At 71.6% G+C, this 23,695-nt stretch carries 28 protein-coding genes and 1 pseudogene; 12 read left to right on the forward strand and 17 right to left on the reverse strand.

Features of this window, described 5'->3' with window-relative positions; all coding sequences use genetic code 11:
- Nucleotides 1–34: 34 nt before the first annotated feature.
- Nucleotides 35–1,462, reverse strand: a complete 1,428-nt coding sequence (locus tag NDW01_RS06445) for an MFS transporter (protein ID WP_252817612.1) — start codon at nucleotides 1,460–1,462, stop codon at nucleotides 35–37.
- Between the two features lie 303 nt (nucleotides 1,463–1,765).
- Here NDW01_RS06445 and NDW01_RS06450 point away from each other — a divergent pair, with 303 nt between their 5' ends.
- The gene (locus tag NDW01_RS06450) at nucleotides 1,766–2,020 is read left to right on the forward strand and encodes a hypothetical protein (protein WP_252817614.1); all 255 of its coding nucleotides are present in this window, start codon (nucleotides 1,766–1,768) and stop codon (nucleotides 2,018–2,020) included.
- Between the two features lie 2 nt (nucleotides 2,021–2,022).
- Here the strand turns inward: NDW01_RS06450 and NDW01_RS06455 are convergent, their stop codons facing one another.
- Nucleotides 2,023–2,595 (reverse strand): TetR family transcriptional regulator, encoded by a 573-nt coding sequence (locus tag NDW01_RS06455; RefSeq protein ID WP_252817616.1) that lies wholly within the window; start codon nucleotides 2,593–2,595, stop codon nucleotides 2,023–2,025.
- 91 nt (nucleotides 2,596–2,686) lie between these two features.
- Between NDW01_RS06455 and NDW01_RS06460 the strand changes: the two genes are divergently transcribed.
- Nucleotides 2,687–3,700 carry an NAD(P)-dependent alcohol dehydrogenase gene (locus tag NDW01_RS06460; RefSeq protein WP_252817618.1) on the forward strand — a complete coding sequence of 338 codons (1,014 nt, stop codon included), beginning with the start codon at nucleotides 2,687–2,689 and terminating at the stop codon, nucleotides 3,698–3,700.
- 69 nt (nucleotides 3,701–3,769) lie between these two features.
- Here the strand turns inward: NDW01_RS06460 and NDW01_RS06465 are convergent, their stop codons facing one another.
- Nucleotides 3,770–4,495: an SDR family oxidoreductase gene (locus NDW01_RS06465; protein WP_252817619.1), complete on the reverse strand. Its 726-nt coding sequence runs from the start codon at nucleotides 4,493–4,495 to the stop codon at nucleotides 3,770–3,772.
- Nucleotides 4,496–4,577: 82 nt separating this feature from the next.
- Between NDW01_RS06465 and NDW01_RS06470 the strand changes: the two genes are divergently transcribed.
- Nucleotides 4,578–5,483, forward strand: a complete 906-nt coding sequence (locus tag NDW01_RS06470; protein WP_252817621.1) for a LysR family transcriptional regulator — start codon at nucleotides 4,578–4,580, stop codon at nucleotides 5,481–5,483.
- 58 nt (nucleotides 5,484–5,541) lie between these two features.
- On the opposite strand, the gene NDW01_RS06475 is transcribed toward NDW01_RS06470, so the two are convergent.
- Entirely contained in the window at nucleotides 5,542–6,432 is an 891-nt protein-coding gene (locus NDW01_RS06475) for a helix-turn-helix transcriptional regulator (RefSeq protein ID WP_252817623.1), read from the reverse strand.
- Nucleotides 6,433–6,532: 100 nt separating this feature from the next.
- Here NDW01_RS06475 and NDW01_RS06480 point away from each other — a divergent pair, with 100 nt between their 5' ends.
- Nucleotides 6,533–7,324, forward strand: coding sequence for an SDR family NAD(P)-dependent oxidoreductase (locus NDW01_RS06480; RefSeq protein ID WP_252817625.1), 792 nt, complete (start codon nucleotides 6,533–6,535; stop codon nucleotides 7,322–7,324).
- Between the two features lie 634 nt (nucleotides 7,325–7,958).
- On the opposite strand, the gene NDW01_RS06485 is transcribed toward NDW01_RS06480, so the two are convergent.
- Genes NDW01_RS06485 through NDW01_RS06495 form a run of 4 tightly spaced genes read right to left on the reverse strand, consistent with a single transcriptional unit; the run spans nucleotide 7,959 to nucleotide 9,571 of the window.
- Nucleotides 7,959–8,441, reverse strand: a complete 483-nt coding sequence (locus tag NDW01_RS06485; protein WP_252817627.1) for an HIT family protein — start codon at nucleotides 8,439–8,441, stop codon at nucleotides 7,959–7,961.
- Nucleotides 8,428–8,535, reverse strand: a complete 108-nt coding sequence (locus NDW01_RS06490) for a DUF397 domain-containing protein (protein WP_252817629.1) — start codon at nucleotides 8,533–8,535, stop codon at nucleotides 8,428–8,430. The genes NDW01_RS06485 and NDW01_RS06490 overlap by 14 nt, the downstream gene beginning before the upstream one ends.
- Before the next feature lie 2 nt (nucleotides 8,536–8,537).
- Complete coding sequence (locus tag NDW01_RS44245; protein WP_406567691.1) at nucleotides 8,538–8,642, reverse strand: DUF397 domain-containing protein; 105 nt, start codon at nucleotides 8,640–8,642, stop codon at nucleotides 8,538–8,540.
- A complete protein-coding gene (locus tag NDW01_RS06495; protein WP_252817631.1) occupies nucleotides 8,639–9,571 on the reverse strand; it encodes a helix-turn-helix domain-containing protein in 933 nt (310 codons plus the stop codon). Before NDW01_RS06495 ends, NDW01_RS44245 begins: the two co-directional genes overlap by 4 nt.
- Between NDW01_RS06495 and NDW01_RS06500 the strand changes: the two genes are divergently transcribed.
- Nucleotides 9,570–9,944: an ATP-binding protein gene (locus NDW01_RS06500; RefSeq protein ID WP_252817633.1), complete on the forward strand. Its 375-nt coding sequence runs from the start codon at nucleotides 9,570–9,572 to the stop codon at nucleotides 9,942–9,944. The genes NDW01_RS06495 and NDW01_RS06500 overlap by 2 nt on opposite strands.
- A 329-nt stretch (nucleotides 9,945–10,273) precedes the next feature.
- Here NDW01_RS06500 and NDW01_RS06505 read toward each other — a convergent pair whose 3' ends face one another.
- Nucleotides 10,274–11,194: an LLM class flavin-dependent oxidoreductase gene (locus NDW01_RS06505; protein WP_252817636.1), complete on the reverse strand. Its 921-nt coding sequence runs from the start codon at nucleotides 11,192–11,194 to the stop codon at nucleotides 10,274–10,276.
- A gap of 9 nt (nucleotides 11,195–11,203) precedes the next feature.
- Complete coding sequence (locus tag NDW01_RS06510; RefSeq protein ID WP_252817639.1) at nucleotides 11,204–11,746, reverse strand: helix-turn-helix domain-containing protein; 543 nt, start codon at nucleotides 11,744–11,746, stop codon at nucleotides 11,204–11,206.
- Nucleotides 11,747–11,810: 64 nt separating this feature from the next.
- On the opposite strand from NDW01_RS06510, the gene NDW01_RS06515 reads away from it, so the two are divergent.
- Nucleotides 11,811–12,713, forward strand: coding sequence for an alpha/beta fold hydrolase (locus tag NDW01_RS06515; RefSeq protein ID WP_252817641.1), 903 nt, complete (start codon nucleotides 11,811–11,813; stop codon nucleotides 12,711–12,713).
- Nucleotides 12,714–12,749: 36 nt separating this feature from the next.
- Here NDW01_RS06515 and NDW01_RS06520 read toward each other — a convergent pair whose 3' ends face one another.
- Together NDW01_RS06520 and NDW01_RS06525 are read right to left on the reverse strand one after the other, a co-directional pair.
- A complete protein-coding gene (locus NDW01_RS06520; RefSeq protein ID WP_252817643.1) occupies nucleotides 12,750–13,928 on the reverse strand; it encodes a CU044_5270 family protein in 1,179 nt (392 codons plus the stop codon).
- A gap of 14 nt (nucleotides 13,929–13,942) precedes the next feature.
- Nucleotides 13,943–14,503 carry an RNA polymerase sigma factor gene (locus tag NDW01_RS06525; RefSeq protein ID WP_252817645.1) on the reverse strand — a complete coding sequence of 187 codons (561 nt, stop codon included), beginning with the start codon at nucleotides 14,501–14,503 and terminating at the stop codon, nucleotides 13,943–13,945.
- Nucleotides 14,504–14,695: 192 nt separating this feature from the next.
- Between NDW01_RS06525 and NDW01_RS06530 the strand changes: the two genes are divergently transcribed.
- A complete protein-coding gene (locus NDW01_RS06530) occupies nucleotides 14,696–15,511 on the forward strand; it encodes an alpha/beta fold hydrolase (RefSeq protein ID WP_252817646.1) in 816 nt (271 codons plus the stop codon).
- Between the two features lie 105 nt (nucleotides 15,512–15,616).
- On the opposite strand, the gene NDW01_RS06535 is transcribed toward NDW01_RS06530, so the two are convergent.
- Together NDW01_RS06535 and NDW01_RS06540 are read right to left on the reverse strand one after the other, a co-directional pair.
- Nucleotides 15,617–16,456 (reverse strand): patatin-like phospholipase family protein, encoded by an 840-nt coding sequence (locus tag NDW01_RS06535; protein ID WP_252817667.1) that lies wholly within the window; start codon nucleotides 16,454–16,456, stop codon nucleotides 15,617–15,619.
- 22 nt (nucleotides 16,457–16,478) lie between these two features.
- A complete protein-coding gene (locus tag NDW01_RS06540) occupies nucleotides 16,479–18,080 on the reverse strand; it encodes an FAD-dependent oxidoreductase (RefSeq protein ID WP_252817669.1) in 1,602 nt (533 codons plus the stop codon).
- 69 nt (nucleotides 18,081–18,149) lie between these two features.
- Between NDW01_RS06540 and NDW01_RS06545 the strand changes: the two genes are divergently transcribed.
- Nucleotides 18,150–18,596, forward strand: coding sequence for a MarR family winged helix-turn-helix transcriptional regulator (locus tag NDW01_RS06545; protein WP_252817670.1), 447 nt, complete (start codon nucleotides 18,150–18,152; stop codon nucleotides 18,594–18,596).
- 78 nt (nucleotides 18,597–18,674) lie between these two features.
- On the opposite strand, the gene NDW01_RS06550 is transcribed toward NDW01_RS06545, so the two are convergent.
- Both NDW01_RS06550 and NDW01_RS06555 read right to left on the reverse strand, forming a co-directional pair.
- Entirely contained in the window at nucleotides 18,675–19,184 is a 510-nt protein-coding gene (locus NDW01_RS06550; RefSeq protein ID WP_252817672.1) for a hypothetical protein, read from the reverse strand.
- A 105-nt stretch (nucleotides 19,185–19,289) separates the two neighbouring features.
- Nucleotides 19,290–20,195: a LysR family transcriptional regulator gene (locus tag NDW01_RS06555; RefSeq protein ID WP_252817673.1), complete on the reverse strand. Its 906-nt coding sequence runs from the start codon at nucleotides 20,193–20,195 to the stop codon at nucleotides 19,290–19,292.
- Nucleotides 20,196–20,268: 73 nt separating this feature from the next.
- Here NDW01_RS06555 and NDW01_RS06560 point away from each other — a divergent pair, with 73 nt between their 5' ends.
- From NDW01_RS06560 to NDW01_RS06575, 4 genes are all read left to right on the forward strand, one after another.
- Complete coding sequence (locus tag NDW01_RS06560) at nucleotides 20,269–21,177, forward strand: EamA family transporter (protein WP_252817675.1); 909 nt, start codon at nucleotides 20,269–20,271, stop codon at nucleotides 21,175–21,177.
- Nucleotides 21,178–21,182: 5 nt separating this feature from the next.
- Nucleotides 21,183–22,052 (forward strand): 4-hydroxy-tetrahydrodipicolinate synthase family protein, encoded by an 870-nt coding sequence (locus NDW01_RS06565; protein WP_252817677.1) that lies wholly within the window; start codon nucleotides 21,183–21,185, stop codon nucleotides 22,050–22,052.
- A complete protein-coding gene (locus tag NDW01_RS06570) occupies nucleotides 22,049–22,972 on the forward strand; it encodes a TIGR03619 family F420-dependent LLM class oxidoreductase (protein ID WP_252817679.1) in 924 nt (307 codons plus the stop codon). The genes NDW01_RS06565 and NDW01_RS06570 overlap by 4 nt, the downstream gene beginning before the upstream one ends.
- A gap of 123 nt (nucleotides 22,973–23,095) precedes the next feature.
- Complete coding sequence (locus NDW01_RS06575) at nucleotides 23,096–23,410, forward strand: ArsR/SmtB family transcription factor (protein WP_252817681.1); 315 nt, start codon at nucleotides 23,096–23,098, stop codon at nucleotides 23,408–23,410.
- A 31-nt stretch (nucleotides 23,411–23,441) separates the two neighbouring features.
- Here NDW01_RS06575 and NDW01_RS06580 read toward each other — a convergent pair.
- Nucleotides 23,442–23,694: pseudogene (locus NDW01_RS06580) on the reverse strand (carboxyl transferase domain-containing protein); the annotation flags it as partial.
- Between the last annotated feature and the right edge of the window lies 1 nt (nucleotide 23,695).

The raw sequence follows: 23,695 nt of genomic DNA on the forward strand, positions 1-23,695 counted from the left end.
GACGCTGCTCCTTGCCTTCTCCATACGCTGGTGGTCAGGTGGAGCGGGACGTCACGGCGCGGCTGTAGATCAGGACGGCCACGGTGACCGACAGGACGAGGCAGAGCAGGCCGACACCGAGCTGGGTCACCTGCCACGACCAGGTGAAGGCGTCCAGTTCCACGCTCTCGGCTCCGTCGGTGAGCCGTCCGGCACCAACCTCGGCAGCGCGGCTGGTGTCACCGAGCTTGGCCGCGAGGAGGCCGACGAGGGACGCGCTGTAGGCGGCGATCACGAGAGCCTCGGCCGCTCCCCGCAGAGTGTTGAGGAAGCCGGCCGCCATGCCGACGGTGTCGGCATGGACCAGGGCCATGGCCTGGCCGTCGGTGATGCCGAAGGACGCTCCCATGCCGACGCCGATCATCACCAGCGGCGCCGCGACGGCCAGGACCGCGTCGTCGGCGTTCAGCGTCAGCAGCCACAGATTCCCGGCCGCGACCAGCACCAGAGCGATCGTGATCAGCAGACGGGCCGGCGCGCCCTTGTTCACCAGGGCCGCGGCGACCGTCGGCATGATCAGTACAGGGGCGGTCAGCAGCAGCATCGTCAGCCCCGCGGCCGCAGGGGAGAGCCCGGCCGCCGCCTGCAGGTAGGTGGGCAGGAAGACCAGCACGCCGAGGAATCCGATGGAGGTGGTCAGTGTCGCCAGGCTCCAGCCCAGGAATCCGCGGTTGGCGACCAGATCGGGCGCCAGTACCGGAGCGGTGCTGCGCCGCTGAACGATGCCGAAGGCGATCAGCACGACCAGCCCGGCGATCCCGGTGAACAGGACGACGGGGTGCGTCCAGCCGAGTTCGGGCGCCTCCAGGAGCGCGAACATCAGCAGTGCCAGTGCCGCGACGAACAGGAGACTGCCCGCCCAGTCGATCCGGTCGGCACCGGCCGTGCGGGACTCGCGGGCGCGCGTCCCGCCGAGGGCGACCAGCAGGCCGACGACGGTGAAGACCGCGAAGCTCCCCCGCCATCCGGCGGCGCTGATCAGCAGGCCCGACAGGGTGGGGCCGACGGCGATCCCGACGCCGGCCATGGTGCCCATCAGCGCGAAGGCACGATTGCGGGCCGCACCTTCGTAGCTGGACGCGAGGATGGCGCCGCCTGCCGCCATGATCCCTGCGCCGCCGACGCCGGAGACGATGCGGGTGATGTCGGTGACGACGATCGCCGGGCTCAGCGCCGTCCCGAGGAATCCGGCCGTGAAGACCAGCGCTGAGACGATGAACACCCGTCGACGGCCGATCCGGTCGGCGGTCGATCCCGCGATGAGCGTCATGGCTGCGAAGGCCAGGTTGTAGCCGGCGACGATCCAGTTCAACGGGGACCCGGAGGTATCGAGATCACGACCGATGCTCGGCAGTGCCACCGCGGTCCCCGATATGGACATCGCCACCAGGACGACGCCGGCCAGGACCACCGGAAGCGTCAACGGAGACGGCCGATCCGCCGGGGCCGGATGCGGAGGGGGCTCCGTGGCCCTGCTGTCCGTGCTGTCGGCCATGACTGCTCGCTTTCTCTGGTCCTGACGCAGACGGCGAACAGCTCACCAGCTCAACCACAGTTGAGGTCAAATGCGCTGGTGGGGCACGCCGGTACGAGGCCGTCACGTTGATGTGCTTGCGGTCGAAGGGCGAGAGTCGGCCGACGTCTTCGTCCAGCAGCGGGTAGCCGCTGGCGCGCAGGTGGTCCAGGACCGTGTCGATGTAGTCGTCCGTTTTCGGGACGCGTCTACGTGCGCATGAAGGAGCCGTCGCCGGGCGACACCACGCCCGTGGACGTCCGGCTCCGCCGGACCACGGACTGGCGGAACGACCCGACCGCGGCCCCGCCCGGCACCGTCGACGCGGTCGCCATGGAGGTCGAGCACCAGTCGGGCTGCGCCCTCGCGGTGTTCATGCCGTTCGCCTGGCAGGGCCCGGCACAGGAGTTCGTCGTCGGCGACCTGATGGCCGTCCCCTCCGAACGCCGCGCCTGGCCCGACGCCTGAGCTCAGGGGCGGAAGGCGCCCGACACCGCCGTGGACAGGGCCCGCCGGCGGCGTTCATGGTCCGCCTCCGGATCGCCGGGGGCGGCGGCGTAGGACAGGCTCGCGCAGGACCAGGTCAGGGCCATCGCGATGACCAGCGCGAGCACGTCCCGCGGTTCCATCGCGGGCGTGATGAATCCGGTCCGCTGCGCTTCGGCGATCGCCCGTAGCTTGGCGTCACTCGCCGCTTCGTCCATCACGAGGCCCCCGGGCGTGACGCGTTCGAGCCGGGCCCAGGTGGCGAGCCGGATCAGCTCCGGCCGCGCGATCGCCGCGTCGTACAGGCGTACGGCGTAGTCCGGAAGATCTTCCGCGGTGAACGGGGTCGCCTCCACGACGGCGTCCGCGTTCATGCGAAAGACGGCGTCGAAGAGTCCGAGCTTGTCGCCGAAGTGGGAGTACAGCAGCGCCTTGTTCACGCCGGCCTCGGCCGCGATCCGGTCGACCCGCGCACCGGCGATCCCGTGGGCGGCGAAGTCGGCGGTGGCGGCGGCGAGGAGCCTGCGACGGGTGGCCTCGGCATCGCGGACGGGCATCCGCCGATGGTATCTGACCAGTTGGTTGACACTCGTCGAAGCGGCGGCGTACGTTGTAACTATCTAGTTAGTTACCGGAGGCGAGTTTGTGATGAGGCGTGCCTACGCCGTTGAGCGGGCGGGCGGCCCCGTGCGGGTCCACGAGTACGAGCCGGCGCCGCTGGGGCCCCTCGAGGTCGAGGTCGCGGTGACCCACTGCGGGGTCTGCCACACCGACCTCGGTGTGATCGATGACGAGTGGGGCGTCGCGAGGTTCCCCGTCGTCGCGGGCCACGAGGCGGTCGGCGTGATCGAGGCCCTGGGCGAGGCGGTCGATCGCACGCGGCTGGCCGTCGGCCAGCGGGTGGGCGTCGGAGCCACGGCCGGCTCCTGCTTCGCCTGCGAATGGTGCCTCAGCGGCCGGCAGCAACTGTGCCCGGCCAAGGACAACGTGGTGGTCCGCGGGACCGGAGGGGCCTTCGCCAGCCACGTCCGAGCCAGCGACTGGCGGCACGTCCAGCCGATTCCCGACGTCATCGCCTCCGAGCACGCGGGGCCCTTCCTGTGCGCCGGGACGACGGTCTTCCCCCCGCTCCTGCATCACGGCGTACGGCCGACGGACCGCGTCGCCGTGGTCGGGATCGGCGGCCTGGGGCACCTGGCGATCCAGTTCCTCGCGAAGTGGGGCTGCCATGTGACCGCCATCTCCTCCACTCCCGCCAAGAGGGACGACGCCCACCGGTTCGGCGCCCACGACTTCGTCGCGACGACCGAAGGGGCAGGACTCGAGCGGGTGTCGAACTCCTTCGACTTCGTCCTCTCGACCGTCTCGGCCGACCTGCCATGGGACGCCTACCTGGCGACCCTGCGCCCGCGCGGCACGTTGTGCGTCCTCGGCCTTCCCAGCGGCGCGCTCACCATCAGCCCGCTCAACCTCCTCCCGGGCGAACGGACCATCGTCGGAGGCGTCACGGGATCACCGACGGAGACCCGGCAGATGCTCGACTTCGCGGCCCGGCACGACATCCGCCCGCAGGTCGAGATCTTCCCCGCCGCACGCATGGACGAGGCCCTGGACCACGTCCGCCAGGGTCGCGCCCACTACCGCGCCGTCCTGGAGTTCTGAGTCAAAGGGGAACGCCGAGGATCCTCGTCGTTCCCTCGACGAAAATCCTCGGCGCTCACGGACCAGGCGTCACCAGGGGACGACGCCCTCGTCGTCGAAGAAGCCGCCGCGGGGGCCGTCATCCGGCAGGGTGGCGAGCCGGATCGCGATCGCGGCACCCTGCTCGGGCGTCCGCAAGCCGTCGAAGCCGGTGAAGTCGGTCGCCACGTAGCCGGGGCAGGCGGCGTTCACGATGATGTTCGTGTCGGCGAGCCGGCGGGCGTACTGTGCCGTGACGCTGTTGAGCATCGACTTCGACGGGGCGTACGCGGCCATGATCGGGCCGGCCTGCAGGGTGAGCGAGCCCATGGTGCTCGACATGTTGACGATGCGCGGCGAGTCCGCGCGGCGGAGCAGCGGGAGCATCGCGTTCGTCACCCGGACGACGCCGAACACGTTCGTGTCCAGGACGGTGCGGACGACGTCGAGGTCGAGCGTCGTCGGATCCTGCGCGCCGCCGTCGGTCCGGCCGGCGATGCCCGCGTTGTTGACGAGTACGTCGAGCCGCCCCGTCGTCTTCTCGATCGTCGCCGCCGCCTCGGCGACGCTGTCGTCGGAGGTGACGTCGAGGGCCACCCCGAACGCGTCGACGCCCGCGGCGCGCAGCCGCTCGACGGCCTCCTCGCGCCTGACATCGTCGCGCGCTCCCACCGCGACCGTGAAGCCGATCGCCCCGAGGCCCTGGGCGATGGCGAAGCCGATTCCCTTGTTCGCGCCGGTGACCAGCGCGGTCTTCCTGTCGTTCACTCCATCCATGCTCGTGAGCCGCGCACTCGGCGTCCAAGATCGCCTAAGTGGGCTGTGATACTCACCAGGTATCAGGCGGTAGGTTCCGTCCGTGGACGATCTCGAGACCCGCGAGCTCCGGTACTTCGTCGCCGTCGCCGAGGAACTGCACTTCGGACGCGCCGCCGATCGGCTCGGGATCGCGCAACCGCCGCTCTCCCGCGCGATCCGCCTGCTGGAGCGGCGGCTCGGCGTCCGGCTGTTCGATCGGGACCGTCGTGGAGTGGCGCTCACCGACGCCGGCCGGGTGCTGCTCCGCGAGGCCGGAACGGCCCTCGACGCGGTGGCGGCCGCCGCGCGCCGGACGCGGCGTGCCGGGGATCCGAAGCGGCCGCTGGTGCTCGTGACGAAGGCCGGGGCGTCCCACGAGCTGCTGCAGCGGCTCCTCGACACGCTCGCGAACGAACCCGGTGCGGCACCGATCGAGGTCCTCCTGTGCGAGGTCGGCGAGCAGGCACGGCTGCTCCGCGACGGGCACGCAGACGTGGCACTCATGCACCGGCCCTTCGACGACCTCGCCGGGTTCGACACCGAGGACCTCCACGTCGAAGGGCAGGTCGCGATCCTTCCCGCGAAGCATCCGCTCGCGTCACGCGATCGGCTCACGATGGCCGAGGTCCGCGACGTGCCGGACCTGCCGATCGCTCGATGGCCCCGGCTCGACGGTACCTACCCGGACGGGCCCGGCCCGGAGGTGCGCACCCAGTCGCAGCTCGCCCAGCTCGTGGCGCTCGGCAGGACGCTGCTCGTCATCCCGGCCTCCAGCCGTGCCTGGCAGTGGCCCGAACACGTCGCCGTGCCCGTCGTCGACGCGCCGGAGGTCACCACGGTGATCGCATGGCCGCCGAACAGCCGCTCACCGGCGGTCGCCTCACTCGTCCGCTCGGCGGCCGAACTCCGCGACACCGCCCCGCCTCCGCCCGCGGACCGCGCACCATCCGGGCGCGGAAAGCGATAGCCCACCCTGGTGATCGGTTGAACGCTCACACGCCACGCATCCGCCGCGTGCCGCCTGCTCAGCCACCGGACTCGGCATCCTCCACCCACTGGCCGCCCTGCCGGCCGGACCGGGTGCTCGCCGGTGTGGCCCAGCTGGCCAGGATCGGCAGGACCCGGGCCGTGGACGAGTCGGGCTCGACGGTGTACACGATGAGGTGCTGATCGGGGGCGTGGGGCGCGGTGACGATCTCGATATTGAAGTCGAGGACCCCGGCTTCGGGATGCGCGATGCGTTTAGGAACCGAGGCGTAGTCACGCACGGTGTGGTCGTCCCACCAGCGGGCGACGTCCGGGTCGGTACGCCGCAGGTCGCGTACGGCGGCCAGGAGCCGCTGGTCGTCCGGTCGCCTGCCGACCTCCATCCGCATCGCGGCGACCGACCGGGCGCCGAACTCGGCCCAGTTGACGATGCGCTCCCGGGCCAGAGGATCGCGGAACAGGTAGTCCATGAAGGAAGAGCCCGGCGGCAGAGTGCGCCCGAGAACGGCTTCGAGCAGTGCGTTGTGCGCGAGCACCTCGGAACGCCGGCCGAGCAGCAGCACCGGGACGTGGTCCAGGGTCGCGGCCAGGCGCAGCAGCCCCGGATCGGGGCGCTGCACCTCCGGCGCCGGCCGGCGGGTACGGATCTCCGGAGCCGCGAGGTCCCGAAGATGCGCCGCCTCTACCTCGTTCAGCCGCAGAGCACGCGTCAGCGCGACGAGCACGGATTCGGACACCGTCGCCTGCCGGCCCTGTTCCAGCCGGCTGTAGTGATCGGTGCTCAGGCCCGCCAGCATGGCCAGCTCCTCCCGGCGCAGGCCGGGCACCCGTCGGGGGCCGGGAAACGCGTCGATCCCGGCCTGGGCGGGGGTGAGCCGGTCTCGGCGGGCCCGCAGGAAGGCACCGAAAGCGGAGCGGTCTCGACCCATGTCCCTACGGTACGGCCGCCGGCACGGCCTTGCCTGGTCACGCCGTGCCTAGGGAACACTCGCACTGGTCCCGCGCCGGTAGGGCCCGTGAAATGGCGTCATGACCTCATCGAACGAACTCCGCCCCTCCCCCGTACCGCCCTTTCACGGCCGCAGCGCCATCGTGACCGGGTCGACCAGCGGCATCGGCGCCGCCATCGCTCGCGTGCTCGCGGCACGTGGCGCCCACGTGATCATCAGCGGCCGTGACCCGCGACGCGGCGAGGAGGTGGCGGCCGGGATCCGCGCCGCCGGAGACAAGGCCGACTTCGTCCCCGCCGACCTGGCGGGCGACGCCGACGCGGTGCGCGAGTTCGCCGCTCGGGCGACGGCGGCCGCGGACGGGAAGGTGGACATCCTGGTGAACAACGCCGGTATCTATCCCGCGACGTCCACGCCGGACCTCCCCGACGACGCCCTTGACGCGATGCTCGCCGTGAACATCCGGGCACCGCATGTGCTCGTCGCCCAGATGGCGCCGGACATGGCGGCCCGGGGCACCGGCGTGATCGTGACGATCGGATCCTGGATGGCGACTGTGGGGAGTCCGTTCGCCGCTCTCTACACCGCCACGAAGGCCGCCGACGAGCAGATGACCCGGACCTGGGCCGCCGAATTCGGCCCACGCGGTGTCCGGGTCAACGCCGTCGCTCCCGGCGTCACCCTGACTCCCGGCAACGAGAGCGCCCGCCCCGTGATCGAACAGATGACCGCCGGGACTCCGGCCGGAGTTCCGGTCGCCCCCGAGGACATCGCCCACGCCGTCGCCTTCCTCGCGTCCGAGGAGGCCCGCATGATCCACGGCACCACCCTCTACGTCGACGGCGGCATCACCACCACCCGCCCGGCCTGACGTCGAGACGGCCCGGCCGCCACACCGCAGGGACACAACGCACCATCGGGAAAGGTCGGACACCACCCGGGGGGCACCTTGTTTCCGCAGCCGTCTATCTGGACGAGACCTCTCGGGTCTGGCTCGCATTTCGTGATGGCCGCGGCGGCGCTCGTTCGGGCTCCCGGCAAGGCCGCCCGCGTTCCTACAGTTCTTTGCTCTGCTCACGCCGGGTAGGCAGTGGACCGTTCCAGGTGTATAGCCGGGGTGAGCAGAGCAAAGGAGGAGAGGAGAAGGGGCGGTGGGGGTGGGGCGGCGAGCGGGCAGGCTCGTCCGGTTCGAGCCGTCCATCACGGAAAGCGAGTCAGACCCGGCTTCTCTCGTCCAAGTAGACGGCCACGAAACGCGACGGGCCCATGCGGCGGCGGATTCGCCCGCAATGCTCTACGCCGCCGACGTGGACAACTGCTCCGAATCAAACAGCCGGGTGGGCGGCTGTCTTCCACCCCTGTCCCGCCAGCGGCCACCTCGTCCCTCCTGAGGGGACAGCCTCCAACGCGACGCGTTCCCGGGATCCGGTAAGTCCGTCGTCTACCGAGTGGTCGACTTCTCTGCCGAGGGTTCTCGTTGTTCCAACGACCAGAACTCTCGGCACTCACTGGCGCTGATCTGCGAGGAGCGGGCGCAGGCGCGCGCAGACGGCGTCGACTTCGGCCTCCCCCGGCAACTCACCGGCGCGGGACATCGCGACTTGGAGCTTGGGGCCGGACTCTCCGAAGCGGGCCATGTCGGCCTTGGTGATCGGCTGGACGACGAAGTGGATGTGGCCCGGCTTTCCGCCCGCGTGCGACCACAGGCAGACGTAGACCTGCTCAGGTCGGACCACCTCCGTGACCGCCGCCGCCGTCCGCCGCAACAGCGGACCGAGCGCCGCGCTCTCGGTGTCGTCGAGGTCGGCCACGTGCAGGACGTGCCGCAGCGGCTTGACCACGAGCGTGCCGACTCCGAGCGGCCCGACGCAGTGCTCCACGACCAGGCCCGAGCCCTCGTGCAGCCGCCCGCCCGGCAACGGCCGCACCCCGGTGCTCAGCTCACACGCGATGCATCCGCTACGCGCCGCCTGGTCAGCCGCCGACACGGACCTCTTCGACGACGGCCACTTCCACGCACTGACCGCCCTGCTGATCGGAACGGGTGCTCGTGCGCCACTGAGCCAGCGGCAGTCGTGCCACGATCACGCATCCTTCATGAGAACGGCCACCTCCACGCATTGGCCACCCTCCTCGTCGCTCCGGGTGCTTCTACGCCATTGGACCGGCGGCGCTTCCTCCACGTTCACGTGTCCTCCAGAACGGAACGGATGAGCTCCTCGGACGCCATGGCAGGCAATGCCGCCGCCCGAACCAGGTCGAAGCGGGCCTTGAGCCTCCCGACGTGCCGATGCTCTCTCGTGATACCACCCGAAATCTCACCTGTCGCCGCGTAGGCCACGTCCGGCCCATTGTCGAAGCCCATGATTGTGAAGGGCATCGAGAGGTAGACGGGCGCTTCCTCTGGAAGGAGCTGAATGGTGATGTTCGGCTCTTTCATCGCGTCGAGGAGGCGTTGGAGCTGGGCGCGCATCACATCAGAGCCGCCCACCTTGCGGCGGATGGCGTACTCGGCGAGCAGGAGGACGATCCACGGGGGCTCGTCGCGGCGGAGGATCTGCTGGCGTTCCATTCGGGTGGCTACCAGCTGTTCGACCTTGTCGGGGTGGTTGCCGGCGCTGAGGACGGCGCGGGCGTAGTCCTCGTTCTGGAGGAGGCCCGTGATCAGCATCGGCTCGAAGATGTGCATGGAGGACGCGGTGCCCTCGGCTTCGAGAAACGGGCGGAACCAGCCGAGGGCCAGTTCGCGGGCGGCGAGGGGCTGGAGCTCGGCGAAATAGCCGTCGAGGGCGAACAGCCGGTCGAAGTCCTCCGACATGGAGGTCGTCGCCGAGCGCTTGGCGGTCTCGATCTTCGAGATGAGGTCGCCGGTGCAGCCGACGCGATCGGCCAGTGCGTCCTGGGTCCAGCCGTTCGCGTCGCGGTACTTCCGGAGCTTGTGGGCGAAGAGCGCCGCCACTGATGTCGTCGGGTCGACCTCGCGCCGATATCCCATGTCGCCCTCCGGGCTGTCACTGTCGGGGGTTGTCGGGCCGCTTCCATTGCCGAGCGTAGTCACATGACAACAGAGTGAGAGGCGAATCGAGAATCCCCCGACGGACGCGATGGGCAGGGTCATGATCGCCGACTCGTACTCCCTCAAGCTGGGACCGCATCCGGGCGCCGCCAAGGTGGCCCGGCTGGCGGTCGAGCGGCGGCTGCAGGACTGGGCGCTGCCGGAGCTGCTGGACGACGTGCACCTCGTCACGACCGAGCTGGTGTCCAACGCCGCGAGGCTCGGTGCCGTCTTCGAGCTGACCATCAGCCGGCCGGGCGACCGTGCCGTACTGATCGAGGTGCGGGACTTCGCCGACGGCGAGCCCGAGATCCGGGCCGCCGGGCTGGACGAGGAGGACGGCCGAGGGCTGTTCATCGTCCAGGCGTACGCCACCGCGTGGGGCTGGCGGCCGGAGGGCGACGGCAAGACGGTCTGGGCGCGGTGCGGCGGCTGACCACGAGGCTCCGCGCGGTCGGGCCTTCCCCCGAATCCGGTCGCGCGGCAGGGGCCGCGGCGAGCGCGGAGGTGAGGGGCCGGTGCTCGCCGTGGCCCGTACGACGTCAGGCGCACTTCAGCGGCGTCGGCGCAAGTGCACCGCGGACTCGATATGATCGTTCAAATTGATCTTGAGTCGAGGTCATTAAGCTCTCTGGTGGCGCCGCCGGCGCTCCGTTGACCGCCCGGTCGTCGAACCGGCCGCCCCCAGGAACGTGGCCGGAGGATCGGCCGAGCCGGGGCGGAAGAAGGGCCGGCGACCCTTCCGGGTCGCCGGCCCTTCCCGTCTCAGGACAGGTGGGGCATGACCTCGGCGGCCAGGCGTTCCATCTGCTCGGCCTGGTCGAAGAGCGTCGTGAACAGGATCATCTCGGCGCCCGCGTCCGCGACCTCGCGCAGCCGGGTCACGCACTCGTCCGGCGGGCCGAAGACCGCGACGGGAGTGAGGTCGTCGCCTCCGGAGCGGCCGTACACCCGGTTCAACGCGTCGGTCATACGGCGGCGGGCCCGCGTGGCGTCGTCGTCGACCGCGATGTAGACGCGCTTGGCGAGCCGGAAGTCCGCCGGATCGCGGCCGGCCTCGTCGAGCGCCTCCCGTACGACCCGGGCCTGATCGGTGAACTGCGCGGTCGTCTGCGACCCCGCGCCGAAGAAGCCGTCGCCGTACCGGACCGCGCGGCGGATCGCGTTGGGGTGGTTGCCGCCGAACCAGAGCGGAGGGTGCGGCTTCTGGAACGGCTTCGGCTCCATGCCCTGACCGTCGAGCTGCCAGAACCGCCCGGGGAACGCGATCTCGGTCTCGGTCCAGCAGGCCTTCATCAGCCGGATGCCCTCGGTGAAGCGGGCGACGAAGGCGTCCGCCTCAACGCCGAACGCCGCGAACGCCCGGCCGCGACCGCCCGTGCCGACGCCCACCTCCAGCCGGCCCCGGCTGAGCTGGTCGAGCGTGCTGATGCTCTTGGCCAGGTGCAGCGGATTGTGCAGGGTGGTGACGAAGACCGCGCAGCCCAGCCGCAGGCGTTCGGTGCAGGCCGCCGCGTACGTCATGGTCTCGAGCGGGCTCAGGATAGGCGCCACGCCGAGGACCTGTTCCTGGGTCCATCCGCTGTGGAAGCCGAGTTCCTCCGCCCGTACGACATAGGCGCGGAACGCGGCCGGGTCGAACTCCCCGTCGGCGAAGAACTGTGGGATCGAGATCGCGAAGCGCATGCGTTCACGCTATTCGAGCGCGGCCGGGGGCTCCTCGGCGGGGAAGAGGATCGGGCTGAGGAGGTGGCGGGTGCGCTCCGGTGAGGGTTCGTTGGCCATCCGCGCGACGATGACGTCGCGCAACTCCTCGATCATCTCGGCGCGTTCGCGGGGACTGAGCCAGATCGCGTGCTGCCGGTAGCCGACCAGGTCGCGGGCCGGATCCGGGTCGCGGTCGAGGTAGGCGTTGAACTCGGCGAGCAGGGTGGCCATGGCCACGGCGAAGACGCGGCGGTGGTCCTCCGGGGAGACGGACGCGGCCGTCTCGGCGTCGATCACCGCGCGGGCCCGGCGCAGGCGGTACGTCCGCTCGACGGCGCCGCGCACCCGCTGCTCGCCGTCGACCTCCAGGAGCCCTCCTTCGGCCAGCAGGCCGACGTGCCGGTACACGGTCGCCTTCGAGACGTCCGGGAGGAGCCCGCACAGCTGCGCGGTCGTGAGCGCCCGCCCGCCCGACATCGCGTGCACGATGCGGAGCCGCACCGGGTGCAGGAGCAGATCCACCGGGTTCATGGTCTGACGATCTCACGTCTGATACCTTTCTCAAAGTTGAGAACGATGAGGAGAGGCCTCGCCCATGCGACCTGCGACACCGGACTCCCGGACCGAGCCCCCGCTGGGGCGGCTGTACGAGGTGGGCGGCCGGCGGCTGACGCTGCACCGGTCCGGCGCCGGAGAGCCCGCCGTGATCCTCCTGGCCGGGGCCGGCCTCGTCGGCCTCGACTACGTCAATCTCCACGACCGCGTCGCCCGGCTGACGACCAGCGTGATCTACGACCGGGCCGGCACGGGCTGGAGCGACCCGGTGCCCCTCCCCCGTACGGCCGGCGAGGTGACCGACGAGCTGCGCGACCTGCTGACCGCCGCCGGGGTCCCCGGCCCGTACGTGCTGGTCGGGCACTCCCTGGGCGGCGCCTACGCGCGGCACTACGCGCAGCGCTTCCCCGGCGAGGTCGCCGGACTACTTCTCCTCGACCCCAGCCACGAGGACTTCCTGGTCCGCGCGCCCGCGCAGGTGCCCGAGATGCTGGAGCGGATGAAGAGCCGGGAGCTGCCCGAGCCGACCGAGGAGCAGATCCAGCGGTCCCGTGAGGTGCTCGCCGAGCACTTCGCGGCCTGGCCGGAGGCCGTACGCGGGCCGCTCGCCGAGTACCACCTCACCGCGTGGCGTACGGCGTGGAACGAGGACAAGAACCTCTATACGGAGGTGGCCGACGAGCTCAGGGACGCGCCGGACCTACCCGACGTGCCGCTGATCGTGCTCACCGCCATGGGCCACGACGTGACCCAGGCCCACCTGTGGCCCGGGGACCTCCTGCGCGAGATCAACGACATGAAGCGGACGATCCATGGGGAACTCGCCGCGTCGGTCCCCCGCGGTGAACAGCGGGTCCTCGACGACGTGGGGCACGGCTGGATGCACGAGGAACGCCCCGACGCCGTCCTCTCCGCCCTCACCGACATCCTCCGCGCCGCCTGACCGTCCACCGGGCGGCGCGGGGAGGGAACGGACGGGTCAGGGACGGGCGCCGAGGCTGTTCACCCAGCCCATCGCCTCGTACGTCATGGTCAGGCTGGGCGCCTTGCGGTCCCCGGACTCCTGGGCGAGCAACCGGCCCGACCGCGGGTCGATGATCAGACGGATCTCGAAGTTCTTGCCCGGCGAGGCGCTGTCGTCGTTCCCCCCAAGGGCCAGGACCGCGCCCTTGCGGCCCATCGGGTCAGCGGCCGTGCCGAGGTAACGGATGCCCGGCTGCTCGGCGAGCAGCCGGTACAGCCCGGCCTTCGCGCCCGGTGTCAGCGGCCCGGCCAGCAGGTCCTGCGCCTCGCCGAAGACGTACTGGGCGAAGTCGCCGTCCATCGACTTACCGTCCTCCTGCTGCGCGGCCTGGTTCTCGTGCTTGAACCAGGTGCGCATGACCTGTTCGAGTGCCTTCGGGTCGGACGGCAGCTTCGCCAGCTTCTCGATGGTCTTGTCCCGCTGGGTGAGGGAGAGCCTCAGGTCGCTGAAGTCGTAGTTGCCGACCACCGGCTTCGCGTCCGTGTCCAGATTCCACTGCCGCCTCTCCTGACGGCTCATCTTCTTCCACGTGGCCTCATCGGCCGGAGTGGCAAAGGTGATCTTGGGATCGATGCCGACGATCGTACGGTCGTGGCGGTTGCGCCCGTCCCAGCTGTCCTCCGTCCTGCTCACGTACGCGGTGAGGGGCGGGTCCGGCAACCAACGGCGCGGCCCCGCCTTGCCGGCCGCCCGCGCCTTGGCCATCGCCTTTGACTCCGCGGCCGTCGAAGGACGGACGAGGGTCGTCTCGCGTTCGCGGGTGTACCAGTAGGCACCTGTGGTGAGCGGCGCCTTGGCGGCGCTGTCGGCGCTGGCCAGCAGGACGGCGCGCGCGTCCAGCGCGCGTACGGTCACGGAGGCCGTCGGCCGGGCGCCGGGAGAGTCGCCGGAGCCGTCGGTGGCGGCGATGACGAACGCCGCACTCGCGGCGACGGCCCCCGCGGCCAGACCGGCCACCAGGACGCGCGGCATCCGGCGCCGCGCGGCCGGCACGGAGAGGCCGTGGCCGGACCCGGTGCCGTTCCACGCTGCCGCGAGGTCCTGCTCGCGGCGGCGGGCGTGCGCCTCGGCGACCGTGGTGTCCAGGCCGGCGGGCTTGAGCGTACGGAACATGGCGTCGGTGTCGTGGTTCATGGAGGCTCCGGGGTTCATCGGGCGGCCTTGTCGGCGGCGCGGGAGGCGGTGGGGCGGCTGGTGCGGGACGCTGGGGTGTTCTCGATCGCCCTGGCGAGGCGGCGCCGCGCCCGGTGCAGGCGGACGAAGAAGGCCGCGGTCGTACAGCCGACGACCCGGGCCGCCTCGCGGGGAGCCAGGCCGTGCCACATGACGAGCGAGAGGACCTCGAGGTCGCCGTCGGAGAGGCGGCCGATCGCCGCCAGGGCGCTGTCGCGCTCGACGACGTGGTCCGCGACGTCCCACGCGACCAGGTCGGCGTCGGTGGTCATCGCGGTGACCCGGTCGACGAGCGCGCGCCGCCGGAAGCCGCTGTCCCGCTGTTTCAGCAGCAGGTTCCGCGCGACCCCCAGCAGCCAGGGCAGTGCCGGCTCGCGGATGTGGTCCAGGCGGCGCCACGCGACGACGAACGTCTCGCTGACGATGTCCTCCGCCGCGTGCGGCTCGGTCCGCGTGATCACGTAACCGAGCACGCGCCGGTAGTTGTCGTCGTACAGCTCGGTGAAGCGTCTTCGGGATTCCTCGGAGTAGTCCAACGGAGTCCCTGCCCTTCGGTGAGTCGGTGACCTTTCACCAGTACTTCCGGCGGTCCCTGCCGCCTTTACCGATCACTCCCGAACAAGATCGCCGAGCGCGCGTCGCTTACCCGAGACGTAATCGACCGCGTTCCCTCCCACCGGGAGGATTCATGACGTCGGACCACCCCAGACAGATCAAGGAGCGACCCCATGTTCTTCGAGACCGCTGACGGAACCCGCCTGGCCTACGAGGACTACGGCCAGGGCCCGACGATCGTCTTCGTCGCCAGTTGCATGCTGAGCACCGACATGTGGGAGTACCAGATCCCCTTCTTCGTCGAGCGGGGCTACCGGTGCGTCGCGCTGGACCGGCGGGGTCACGGGCGTTCGGACCGGCCCTCCGTGGGATACGACCTGGACACCAGCGCCGACGACCTGGCCGCGCTGATCGAGCACCTCGACCTGCGGGACGTCACTCTCGTCGGCCACTCCATGGGAGGCGGCGAGATCGCCCGCTACCTCGCCCGGCACGGCGAGGAGCGCGTCGCCCGCGCGGTGTTCATCTCCGCCATGCTGCCGTTCATGAAGAGGACCGAGGACAACCCGGCCGGCATCCCGGAGGCCCTCTTCGAGGCCATGAGCGCCAAGATCCGCGCCGATCGGCCCAAGTGGCTCTCCGACCAGGCCCAGGTCTTCTTCGCCACCCACCTCGGCCCCGCCGTGTCCCCCGCCCTCGTCGACTGGATGATCCGGGAGTGCGAGAAGACCTCGGCGTGGGCGGTGCTCAAGTTCCAGCACGCGCTGTTCCACGCCGACCACCGCGCCGGGCTGCGCGAGATCACCATCCCCACGCTCGTCGTCCACGGCGCGGCCGACTTCTCGGCGCCGGTGGACGTGACCGGCCGCCGTACCGCCGAGATCATCCCGGGCACCGTCTACAAGGAGTACCCGACCGCCGGGCACGGCATCTTCGTCAGCCACCAGGACGAGCTCAACGCCGACCTCCTCGAGTTCATCAAGGGCTGACGCGCCTTGCGCGCGGCCGACTGCCGCCGGCGGTGCGACTACCGAGCAGGGGGGTCGGCCGAGGTCGACGGCGCCCGGCCCGCGGGGTGACGGTCGGCCATGGGTTCATGTGTCCCACCATTCGCGCAGCCCTCGCGTCGCCGCCACCTGGGCCGTGGCGGCGAGAGCCGCACGCCGCGTGGTCTGCGGGTCCAGGACGCTGCCGCCGGAGAGAACGATGACGCTCTGCCGGTCCGGGACCACCACGGTGACGTCCGCGCCGCGCCGGCGGAGCGATTCGACTTCCAGCTCCAGCACCGGCCCAGGTAGCGGGGCCAGAACGAGGACCCGCTCGGGCCCGCCCGGCCTGGGCGGGGCGAGCAGGTCGGCGTTGGTGCTCGACCGCACGCCGCCGTCCACCCACATCCGGCCATGCATCAGGACGGGCGCGGCCGCTCCGGGGGCCGCGGTGGTCGTGGCGATGCCTTCGGCCAGGGTCAGGCCGTCCGGCGGGCCCCACACCCGTGGACGCCCGGTCGCCGCGTCGGCGCAGACCATCCGCAGCGAGGCGGGCCAGGGGGCGTCGGGGAGCCAGCGCGCCCAGACGGCGGCGAGTTCGGTGACGGCTTGGGGTCTCATGACCTGTGCCGCCTGAGCCGCGATTTGGCGGATCTCCTCCTCGCTCGGGTGCCCGAGGCCTGCCGAGCGTCCCATACGGCCGAGCAGTGACGGTTGCACGGGCCCGCCCTGTGCGGCGTGCCATCGGGCACGGTCGGCCATGGCGGCGGTGAACCGCGCCAGAGGCCGATCGGCCGCCAACCACGCTCCCAGGACGGCGCCGGCGGACGTGCCCAGCACCTCCTCAGCCGCCCCCAAGGCGACGCCCTGCTCTACCAGCCCGTCCGCCAGGCCGCCCAGCCACGCTGCTCCGGCGGGGCCGCCCCCGCCGAGTATCAGTTTCCGCATCACGGTCGTCTCCCTGCCGTGCTCAATGGATCGGGCCGTGGCTGATGGGCGGGCGCAGAAACGGAACGCGCGCAAGGATGTGGCCGAGCGCCTCGGGAGTGAAGCCGCTTCCGCGCGCGGCCAGGTAGCCGTCAGGGCGCACCAGAATCCAGTCACCGGCACCGGCCCCCAACGTCTGACGCAACCGCAGGTCGGCGTCGTGGATGAGAGCCGTCCCAAGTCCGGGGCCCTCGTGCCTGTGGCGTTCAGGTCCGGGACCGTGCGGGACGATCAGATGCGTGCGCAGCCATGCCGGAGCCGTGCGCGGCGCGTCGGCGGGGGCGAACACCAGCAGATGCCAGCCGGGACGCCGGATCGCCTCGCGCAGGACGGTCCAGCCGGGGGAGTCGGCGTCCGCCGCGCCGACCTGCGTCAGGCGTTCGCCCGGACGCGGCCCCGCAGCGCCGGAGGCGTTCCCTCCGCCGGTGGTGAGGGGGCTGCCCGCGTAGTCCAGGGCAAGGCCGGACATGCCGCGGATGAGCTGGCGCAAGAAGGCGTAGTCGGAGTCGCGGCCGTCCTCCCCGGTCGTCATGGCGACCTCCATCACCTCGCCGGTCGAGGCGAGCAGCGCCTGTCCGACCGGGACGCGCTCGGCATCGTAGGTCTCCAGCAGTCCCGGATCGGCCTCGCCGCGCAGCACCATCGCCAGCTTCCAGGCCAGATTCGCGGCGTCCTGGATGCTGGTGTTCATGCCCTGGCCCGACGCGGGCGAGTGAACATGGGCCGCGTCGCCGGAGACGAAGCACCGGCCGACGTGCATGGCGGGGACGGCGCGCTGCTGGATGGTGAAGGTCGAGACCCACGTCGGCGTCTCCACCCGGGTCTCGCGGCCGAGCGCCTGCGAGAACTTGGCGCTGAAGCGCGCCGCCACCTCCTCAGGACGGTTCGGGTCGCCCTCCCCGGTGGTGTCGAGAAGCCGCCACTTGTGCGGGTCGGGGAAGGGGAACAGCATCACCAGCCCGTCCGGGGGGAACATCCAGTGCAGCGCGTCCCTGGCCACCGGGGTGTCCACGACGGCGTCGGCGATCAGCCAGGTGTAGGTGGACTCGCCCTGCAACGGCAATCGCAGGGACTTGCGCACGATCGAATGGCCGCCGTCGCATCCCCACAGATACCTGGCCTGGACGATCTCCTCCTCGCCACCCGCGTTCTCCAGCACCGCCCGCACGCCCGCCCCGTCCTGGGTGAAGGACCGCAGCGCGGTGTTCCACTCGACCGTCGCCCCGGCGGCGGCCGCGTGGCCCCGCAGCACCCGCTCGGTGATGACCTGATCCACCATGAACATGTAGGGGAAGCGGGTTTCGAGTCCCGTGTAGTCGTAGTCCAGGCGCAGCGGTCCGTCGTCCAGATGCCGGACGAAGGCGTTCACCCGGACCCCGAACGGCGCGATGTCGCCCAGGATCCCCATCTGGTCGTAGAGCTCCAGGGTCCGCGAGTGGGTGTTGAGCGCGCGGCTGGTGGTGGCGGGCCCCGGTGCGGCGTCGACCACCCGGACATCGACACCCCACCGCGCCAGCTGCAAGGCCGCGGTCAGGCCGACCGGCCCGGCTCCCGCGATCAATACGTCGACGTCATGAGACGACATTCGGACCTCCAGTGTCACCTATGCTGACACTGGACACACTATCGGACCACCGCGAAAGGCAGGACAGGCATGACCGCATCCGATCAGCCCACGGAGCTCCCCCTGGTGGCCCTGCTGCAGCGGCGCACCCGCTGGTTCCAGGACGCCCTCGCCGCGCGCCTGGCCAAAGCCGGAGTGGATTCCATCACCCCGGCCCACATGCAGGTCCTGGCGCACCTGCGCGACCGGGACACGGCTCTCAGTGTCGCCGAGTTGGCGCGCCTCGCCGGCGTCTCCCGCCAGACCATGCATCGCGCTGTCAAGCAGCTGACCGTGGAAGGACTCGTCACGGCCGACGAGGGAGCCGGCTTCCCGCGCACGACTCTCGTCCGCATCACGGGCCACGGCCTCGAGCGCCGCCGGATCGCCGCCCGCTTCCTGGCCGACCTCGAGGCCGAACTGGACGAGCACCTCGGAACCGACCTCACCGTATCCCTGCGCGAGGCCCTCACCCGAGCCTGGCCACCAGCCGAATGACCTGGCCCGGGTCGGTGGCGTCTCTGCGGGAACGACGCCGTGGCCCAAGATCCGGGCCGGAGAAACGATTCTGCGTCGTCAGGTGAGCGCGGACCGTCGCCGCCGGGGGACCGGTGCGACGTCCCCGCGGCGGCCCGGGCGCAGGGCCGCGTGCCACTGGCCGGGGCCGGGGCCGTGCCAGGCGGCCAGCGCGTCGGCGACCAGGCCGGTCACCGCGGCGTAGATCCCCTTGTGCAGCAGGTCGACGGCGAGTTCACGGCGTGGCCAGGTCCACGGCGGGGCGCCGACGCCGGTGGCGTTCTCCAGGATCTGATCGTTGGTCAGGCGGACCACCCCGAACATCGCCGACGCCCAGGGACCGCGCAGCCCTGCCGTGGCCATCACCCCGCGGAGCCCGCCGAGCAGCGCGCCCTGGCCGAGGTGCATGGCGAGGTTGCGCGCGGCCGGCTGTCGCCGGCGGTGCTCCGGCAGGCCCGTCAGGCGTTCGAGGGTCCGCGCCGGGACGTGGGAGTCCGGGCGGCGGGTCCATCGCTGTTCCAGCTTCTCACCGGCCGTCATCGCCAGCGCGCCGACGAGTCCGGCGGCCATTCCTTCGATCGTTCCCCGTGTCCACATGTCCGCGCCCCTACCCGGGCGCGGCGCTCCGTGACCCTCCGTGAGCGCAAGGTCCGCCCGTGAGCGCAAGGTCCGCGCTCAGACGTCCACGTCCGCGGCGGCGGCGCGGAGGGCGGCGACGGCGGCGCGGATGGCCGGGCGGCGGGCCGCCTCGGCGCGCCAGATGCCGTACACGTGCCGGTTCAGCGCGGGGCGCACCTGAACGATGCGGACGCCGGGCGGGACGTCACAGCGGCCCAGGCGCGGCAGGACGGCGCTGCCCAGCCCGGACGCGACGAGCGCGAGCTGCGTGGCGTACTCGTCGGCGGTGTGGCTGATGCGCGGCTCCAGGCCGGCGGTGCGCAGGGTGTGCTCCAGCCAGTCGCGGCAGATCGCGCCGACCGACTGGGCGATCCAGGCCTCCCCGCGCAGGTCGGCCAGGTCGATGACCTCCCGGTCGGCGAGCGGGTGGTCGAAGGGCAGGGCGACGTCCGCGACGTCGTCGAGCAGCGGCGCCTTGACCAGGCCGTCCGGGATGGCGAGCGGCACGTTGAACCAGTCCTGGACGATGCCCAGGTCGATCTCGCCGCGTGCGGCGAGGGGCACGCTGGCGTGCGGCTCCTGTTCGCGCAGCGTCACCGTCAGGCGGGGGTGCTCTTTGGCGAGCAGGCTCAGCGCCCGCGGCATCAGGCCGCGCGCCGCCGTGGGGAACGCCGCGACCGCGAGCTCGCCGACGGCGGCGCCGCGGTGCGCCTCCAGGTCGGACTCCGCGGCCTCGACCATGGCGAGGATGCGCTCGGCGTGCGCGGCGAGGAGGGCGGCGGCGTCGGTGAGGCGGACTCCCCGGCCGTTCCGCTCCAGGAGCTTGTGACCGGTCTCCCGCTCCAGCTTGGCGACCTGCTGGGAGACGGCGGAGGTCGTGACGTGGAGGACCTCGGCCGCGGCGCTGACGGAACCGTACGTGGCCACGGCGTTGAGGGCGCGGAGCCGCTCCAGATCGAGCATGTAGACATGCTACATGGACGCCTTAAGGAACATTCGCTTGTCCTAAAACGTCGTGCCCGGAACGATCGGAGTCATGAGACCTCGCGACATCGCGATCGCGGTGATGATCGCCGCGATCTGGGGCTTCAACTTCGTCGTCATCCACGTGGGGCTCGGCGCCCTGCCGCCGCTGCTGTTCGCGGCCCTGCGGTTCCTGGCGGCGGCGGTCCCCGCGGTCCTGTTCGTGCGGCGGCCCGCGATCCCGTGGCGGCGGATGACGCTCGTCGGGCTGCCGCTCGGGGTCGGGCAGTTCGGCCTGCTGTTCATCGCGATGCACCTGGGCATGCCGGCCGGGCTGTCGTCGCTCGTGGTGCAGACACAGGCGCTCTTCACCGCCGCCTTCGCCGTGCCGATGCTCGGCGAGCGCATGCGCCGGGCGCAGGTCGCGGGCATGCTCGTGGCCTTCACCGGGATCGCGGTGATCGCCGTGTCGCTGGGCCAGGGCGGGCCGGTGCTCGCGTTCGCGCTGTGTCTCGGCTCGGGGGGCATGTGGGGGCTGGCCAACATCGGCCTGCGCAAGGCCCAGCCGCCGGACACGTTCGGATTCATGGTCTGGGTCAGCCTGGTCCCGCCGCTGCCCCTGCTCGCACTGTCCCTGATCTTCGAGGGGCCGCGCGCGGACGCGCACGCGCTGGCGCACATCTCCGCCGGTGGCCTCGGCGCGCTCGCCTACATCGCGTACCTGTCGACGCTCGTCGGGTACGGCCTGTGGGGCGCGCTGCTGCGCCGGTACGACGCCGGGCAGGTGGCGATCTACTCGCTGCTGGTGCCGCTGTTCGGCGTGTCCTCGGCCGCGCTCCTGCTCGGTGAGCGCGTCACGGTCCCCGACGTCGTCGCCGGCGTCCTCATCGTCGGCGGCGTCGCCCTCGGCGGCCTCCGCCGCCGTCCGCGGCCCGTCCTCTCCCGGGCCGACGCCCCGGCCGCCGCACTCGCCGAGAGGTGACCACGATGCTCCACGGAATCCACGTTCCGCTCGTCACGCCCTTCGGGCCGGACGGCGCCCTCGACGTCCCCTCCCTCGAACGCCTGGCCGACCACGTCCTGGCCGAGGGCGCCGCGGGGCTGGTCGTGCTCGCCACCACGGGCGAGGCCGCGCTGCTCACCGGCGACGAACGGCGCACCGTCATCGCGACCTGCCGGAAGATCAGCGAGCGGTACGGGACGCCGCTCACGGTCGGCGTGGGCACGATCGGCACCGACGAGTCCGTCCGGCAGGCGATCGACCGCGCGGCCGACGCGGACCTGCTGCTCGCGGTCGTGCCGTACTACCTCCGGCCGTCCGACGAGGGCGTCCGCGACCACTTCGCGGCGATCGGCGCGGCGGCCGGAGTGCCGCTGATCCTCTACAACATCCCGTACCGGACGGGGAAGACGCTCCGCGTCGAGACGCTCCTCGGCCTGCTCGCCACCCCGTACGTCGCCGGGATCAAGCACTGCGCGGGAGCGATCGACGCGGACACCCTGACCCTGCTGGCCGAGGGACGGGGCGTGCTCGGCGGGGACGACGCGTTCCTGTACCCGCTGCTGCACCTCGGCGCGGCGGGCGGCATCACGGCCTCGGCGAACGTCGCCCCGGCGGCCTTCACCGCGATGGCCGACGCCGTACGGGACGGGGCCGCGCCCCGCGCCCGCGAGCTCCACAGCGCGCTGCTGCCCCTGGTGAACGCGCTGTTCGCCGAGCCCTCCCCGAGCGTCATCAAGGCGGTGCTCGCCGAGCGCGGCCTGATCGCCGACGCCACCGTACGGTCGCCGCTGCGGCCGCCGACCGCCGCCTCGCTGACCACGGCGCTCGAACGGCTGCGAGTATTGGAATCATGAGGATCGGATTCGGCGCCCCGGTGTCGGGGGCATGGGCCACGCCACGGAACGTCGGTCACTTCGCGGAGCGCGCGGAGGATCTCGGGTACGCGTCGCTGTGGACGTTCCACCGTCTGCTCACCCCGGCCGAGAAGGACGCGCTCGCCCCGGTGTACCGCAGCGTGCTCGATCCGCTCCTCACGCTGACCTACGCCGCCGCCCGGACCTCCCGGATCCGCCTCGGCGTCTCGCTGGTCAACTTCCCGTTCGTCACGCCCGTCTACCTCGCCAAGGAGGCCACCACCCTGGACGTGCTGTCCAACGGGCGGTTCGACCTCGGGCTGGGCGCCGGCTGGCAGCACGAGGAGTTCGTCGCCAGCGGCACGTCGGAGGAGCGGCGCGGCGCGCGCGCCGAGGAGTTCGTGGCCGCGCTGCGCACACTGTGGGAGGACGAGGTCAGCTCGTTCGAGGGAGAGTTCTACACGATCCCGCCGAGCCGTCAGGCGCCCAAGCCCGTGCAGAAGCCGCACCCGCCGGTGCTGCTCGGCGGCGTCGCCGAGGCCGCGCTCAAGCGCGCGGGCCGGATCGCGGAGGGCTGGCTGAGCCGCAGCGCCACCGACCTGTCCCGCATCCATGAGCAGATCGCGATCGTCCGGCAGGCGGCCGAGGACGCCGGCAAGGACCCCGACGCCGTCCGCGTCGTCGTCCGCGGCGTCGTACGGGCCGGAGAGGAGGCCACGTACGACGCCGGCAAGCGCCTGCGGCTGTCCGGGTCCTACGACCAGATCCGCGAGGACACCGCCTGGCTCGCCGAGCAGGGCGTCACCGAACTCTTCTACGACCTCAACTGGGACCCCCTCGTCGGCAGCCCCGACGCCGAGCCCAAGGCCGCCACCGCCCGCGCCGAAGAGATCATCGAAGCCCTCTCCCCGAACGCCTGACCGGCCCGGCGGTCCACCCCCTCCTCCTACACCTCGGTGCCGTCAGGCGTGCCCTCTCGCGGCAGCACCGTTGAAGGTATGATCAATTGCGGACCTAGATGCACGTCGGCGAGGAGGCGGACGATGCCTGACGCGGATGGGCATCCCGAGGTCGAGGAGATGCGGTTCGGGGACGTGCTCGCGGCGCTCGCCGACCCGCATCGACGGTCGGTGGTGGCCGAGCTCCTCGACCAGCCCGAAGGCACGGAGCGAACCTGTGCGTCGTTCGGGCTGCCGGTCAGCAAGTCGACTCTCACCTACCACTTCCGTGTGCTGCGCGAGGCGGGGTTGATCCGCCAGGTGAACCGAGGCAACAGCCGTAAGGTGACACTGCGCGGAGCAGACGTCGATCAGCGGTTCCCGGGGCTGTTGCAGATGGTGCGCGATGAAGCGCCGTGACCGGCGCCCGTGACCGGCCGGCCGGTCTGATGGCGCCGCGCCGCACGACGCCTTCCCACTCCTGCTTGACTCCGGGTAGGTAGCCGGGAAGGTCGACGAGGGCGACGAGCGGGATGCCGAAGCCGTCGCACATCCGTACGAAGCGTGCGGCCTTCTCCGCCGACAGCGCGTCGAGGCAGCCGCCCTTGCGCAATGGGTTGTTCGCCAACCACACCGACCGTCCCACCGCCGATGCGCCCGAGTGTCGTGATGATGTTGCGGGCCCGGCCGGGGCGGAGCTCGATC

Source organism: Actinoallomurus soli, assembly GCF_024055715.1.
Taxonomy (GTDB): domain Bacteria; phylum Actinomycetota; class Actinomycetes; order Streptosporangiales; family Streptosporangiaceae; genus Actinoallomurus; species Actinoallomurus soli.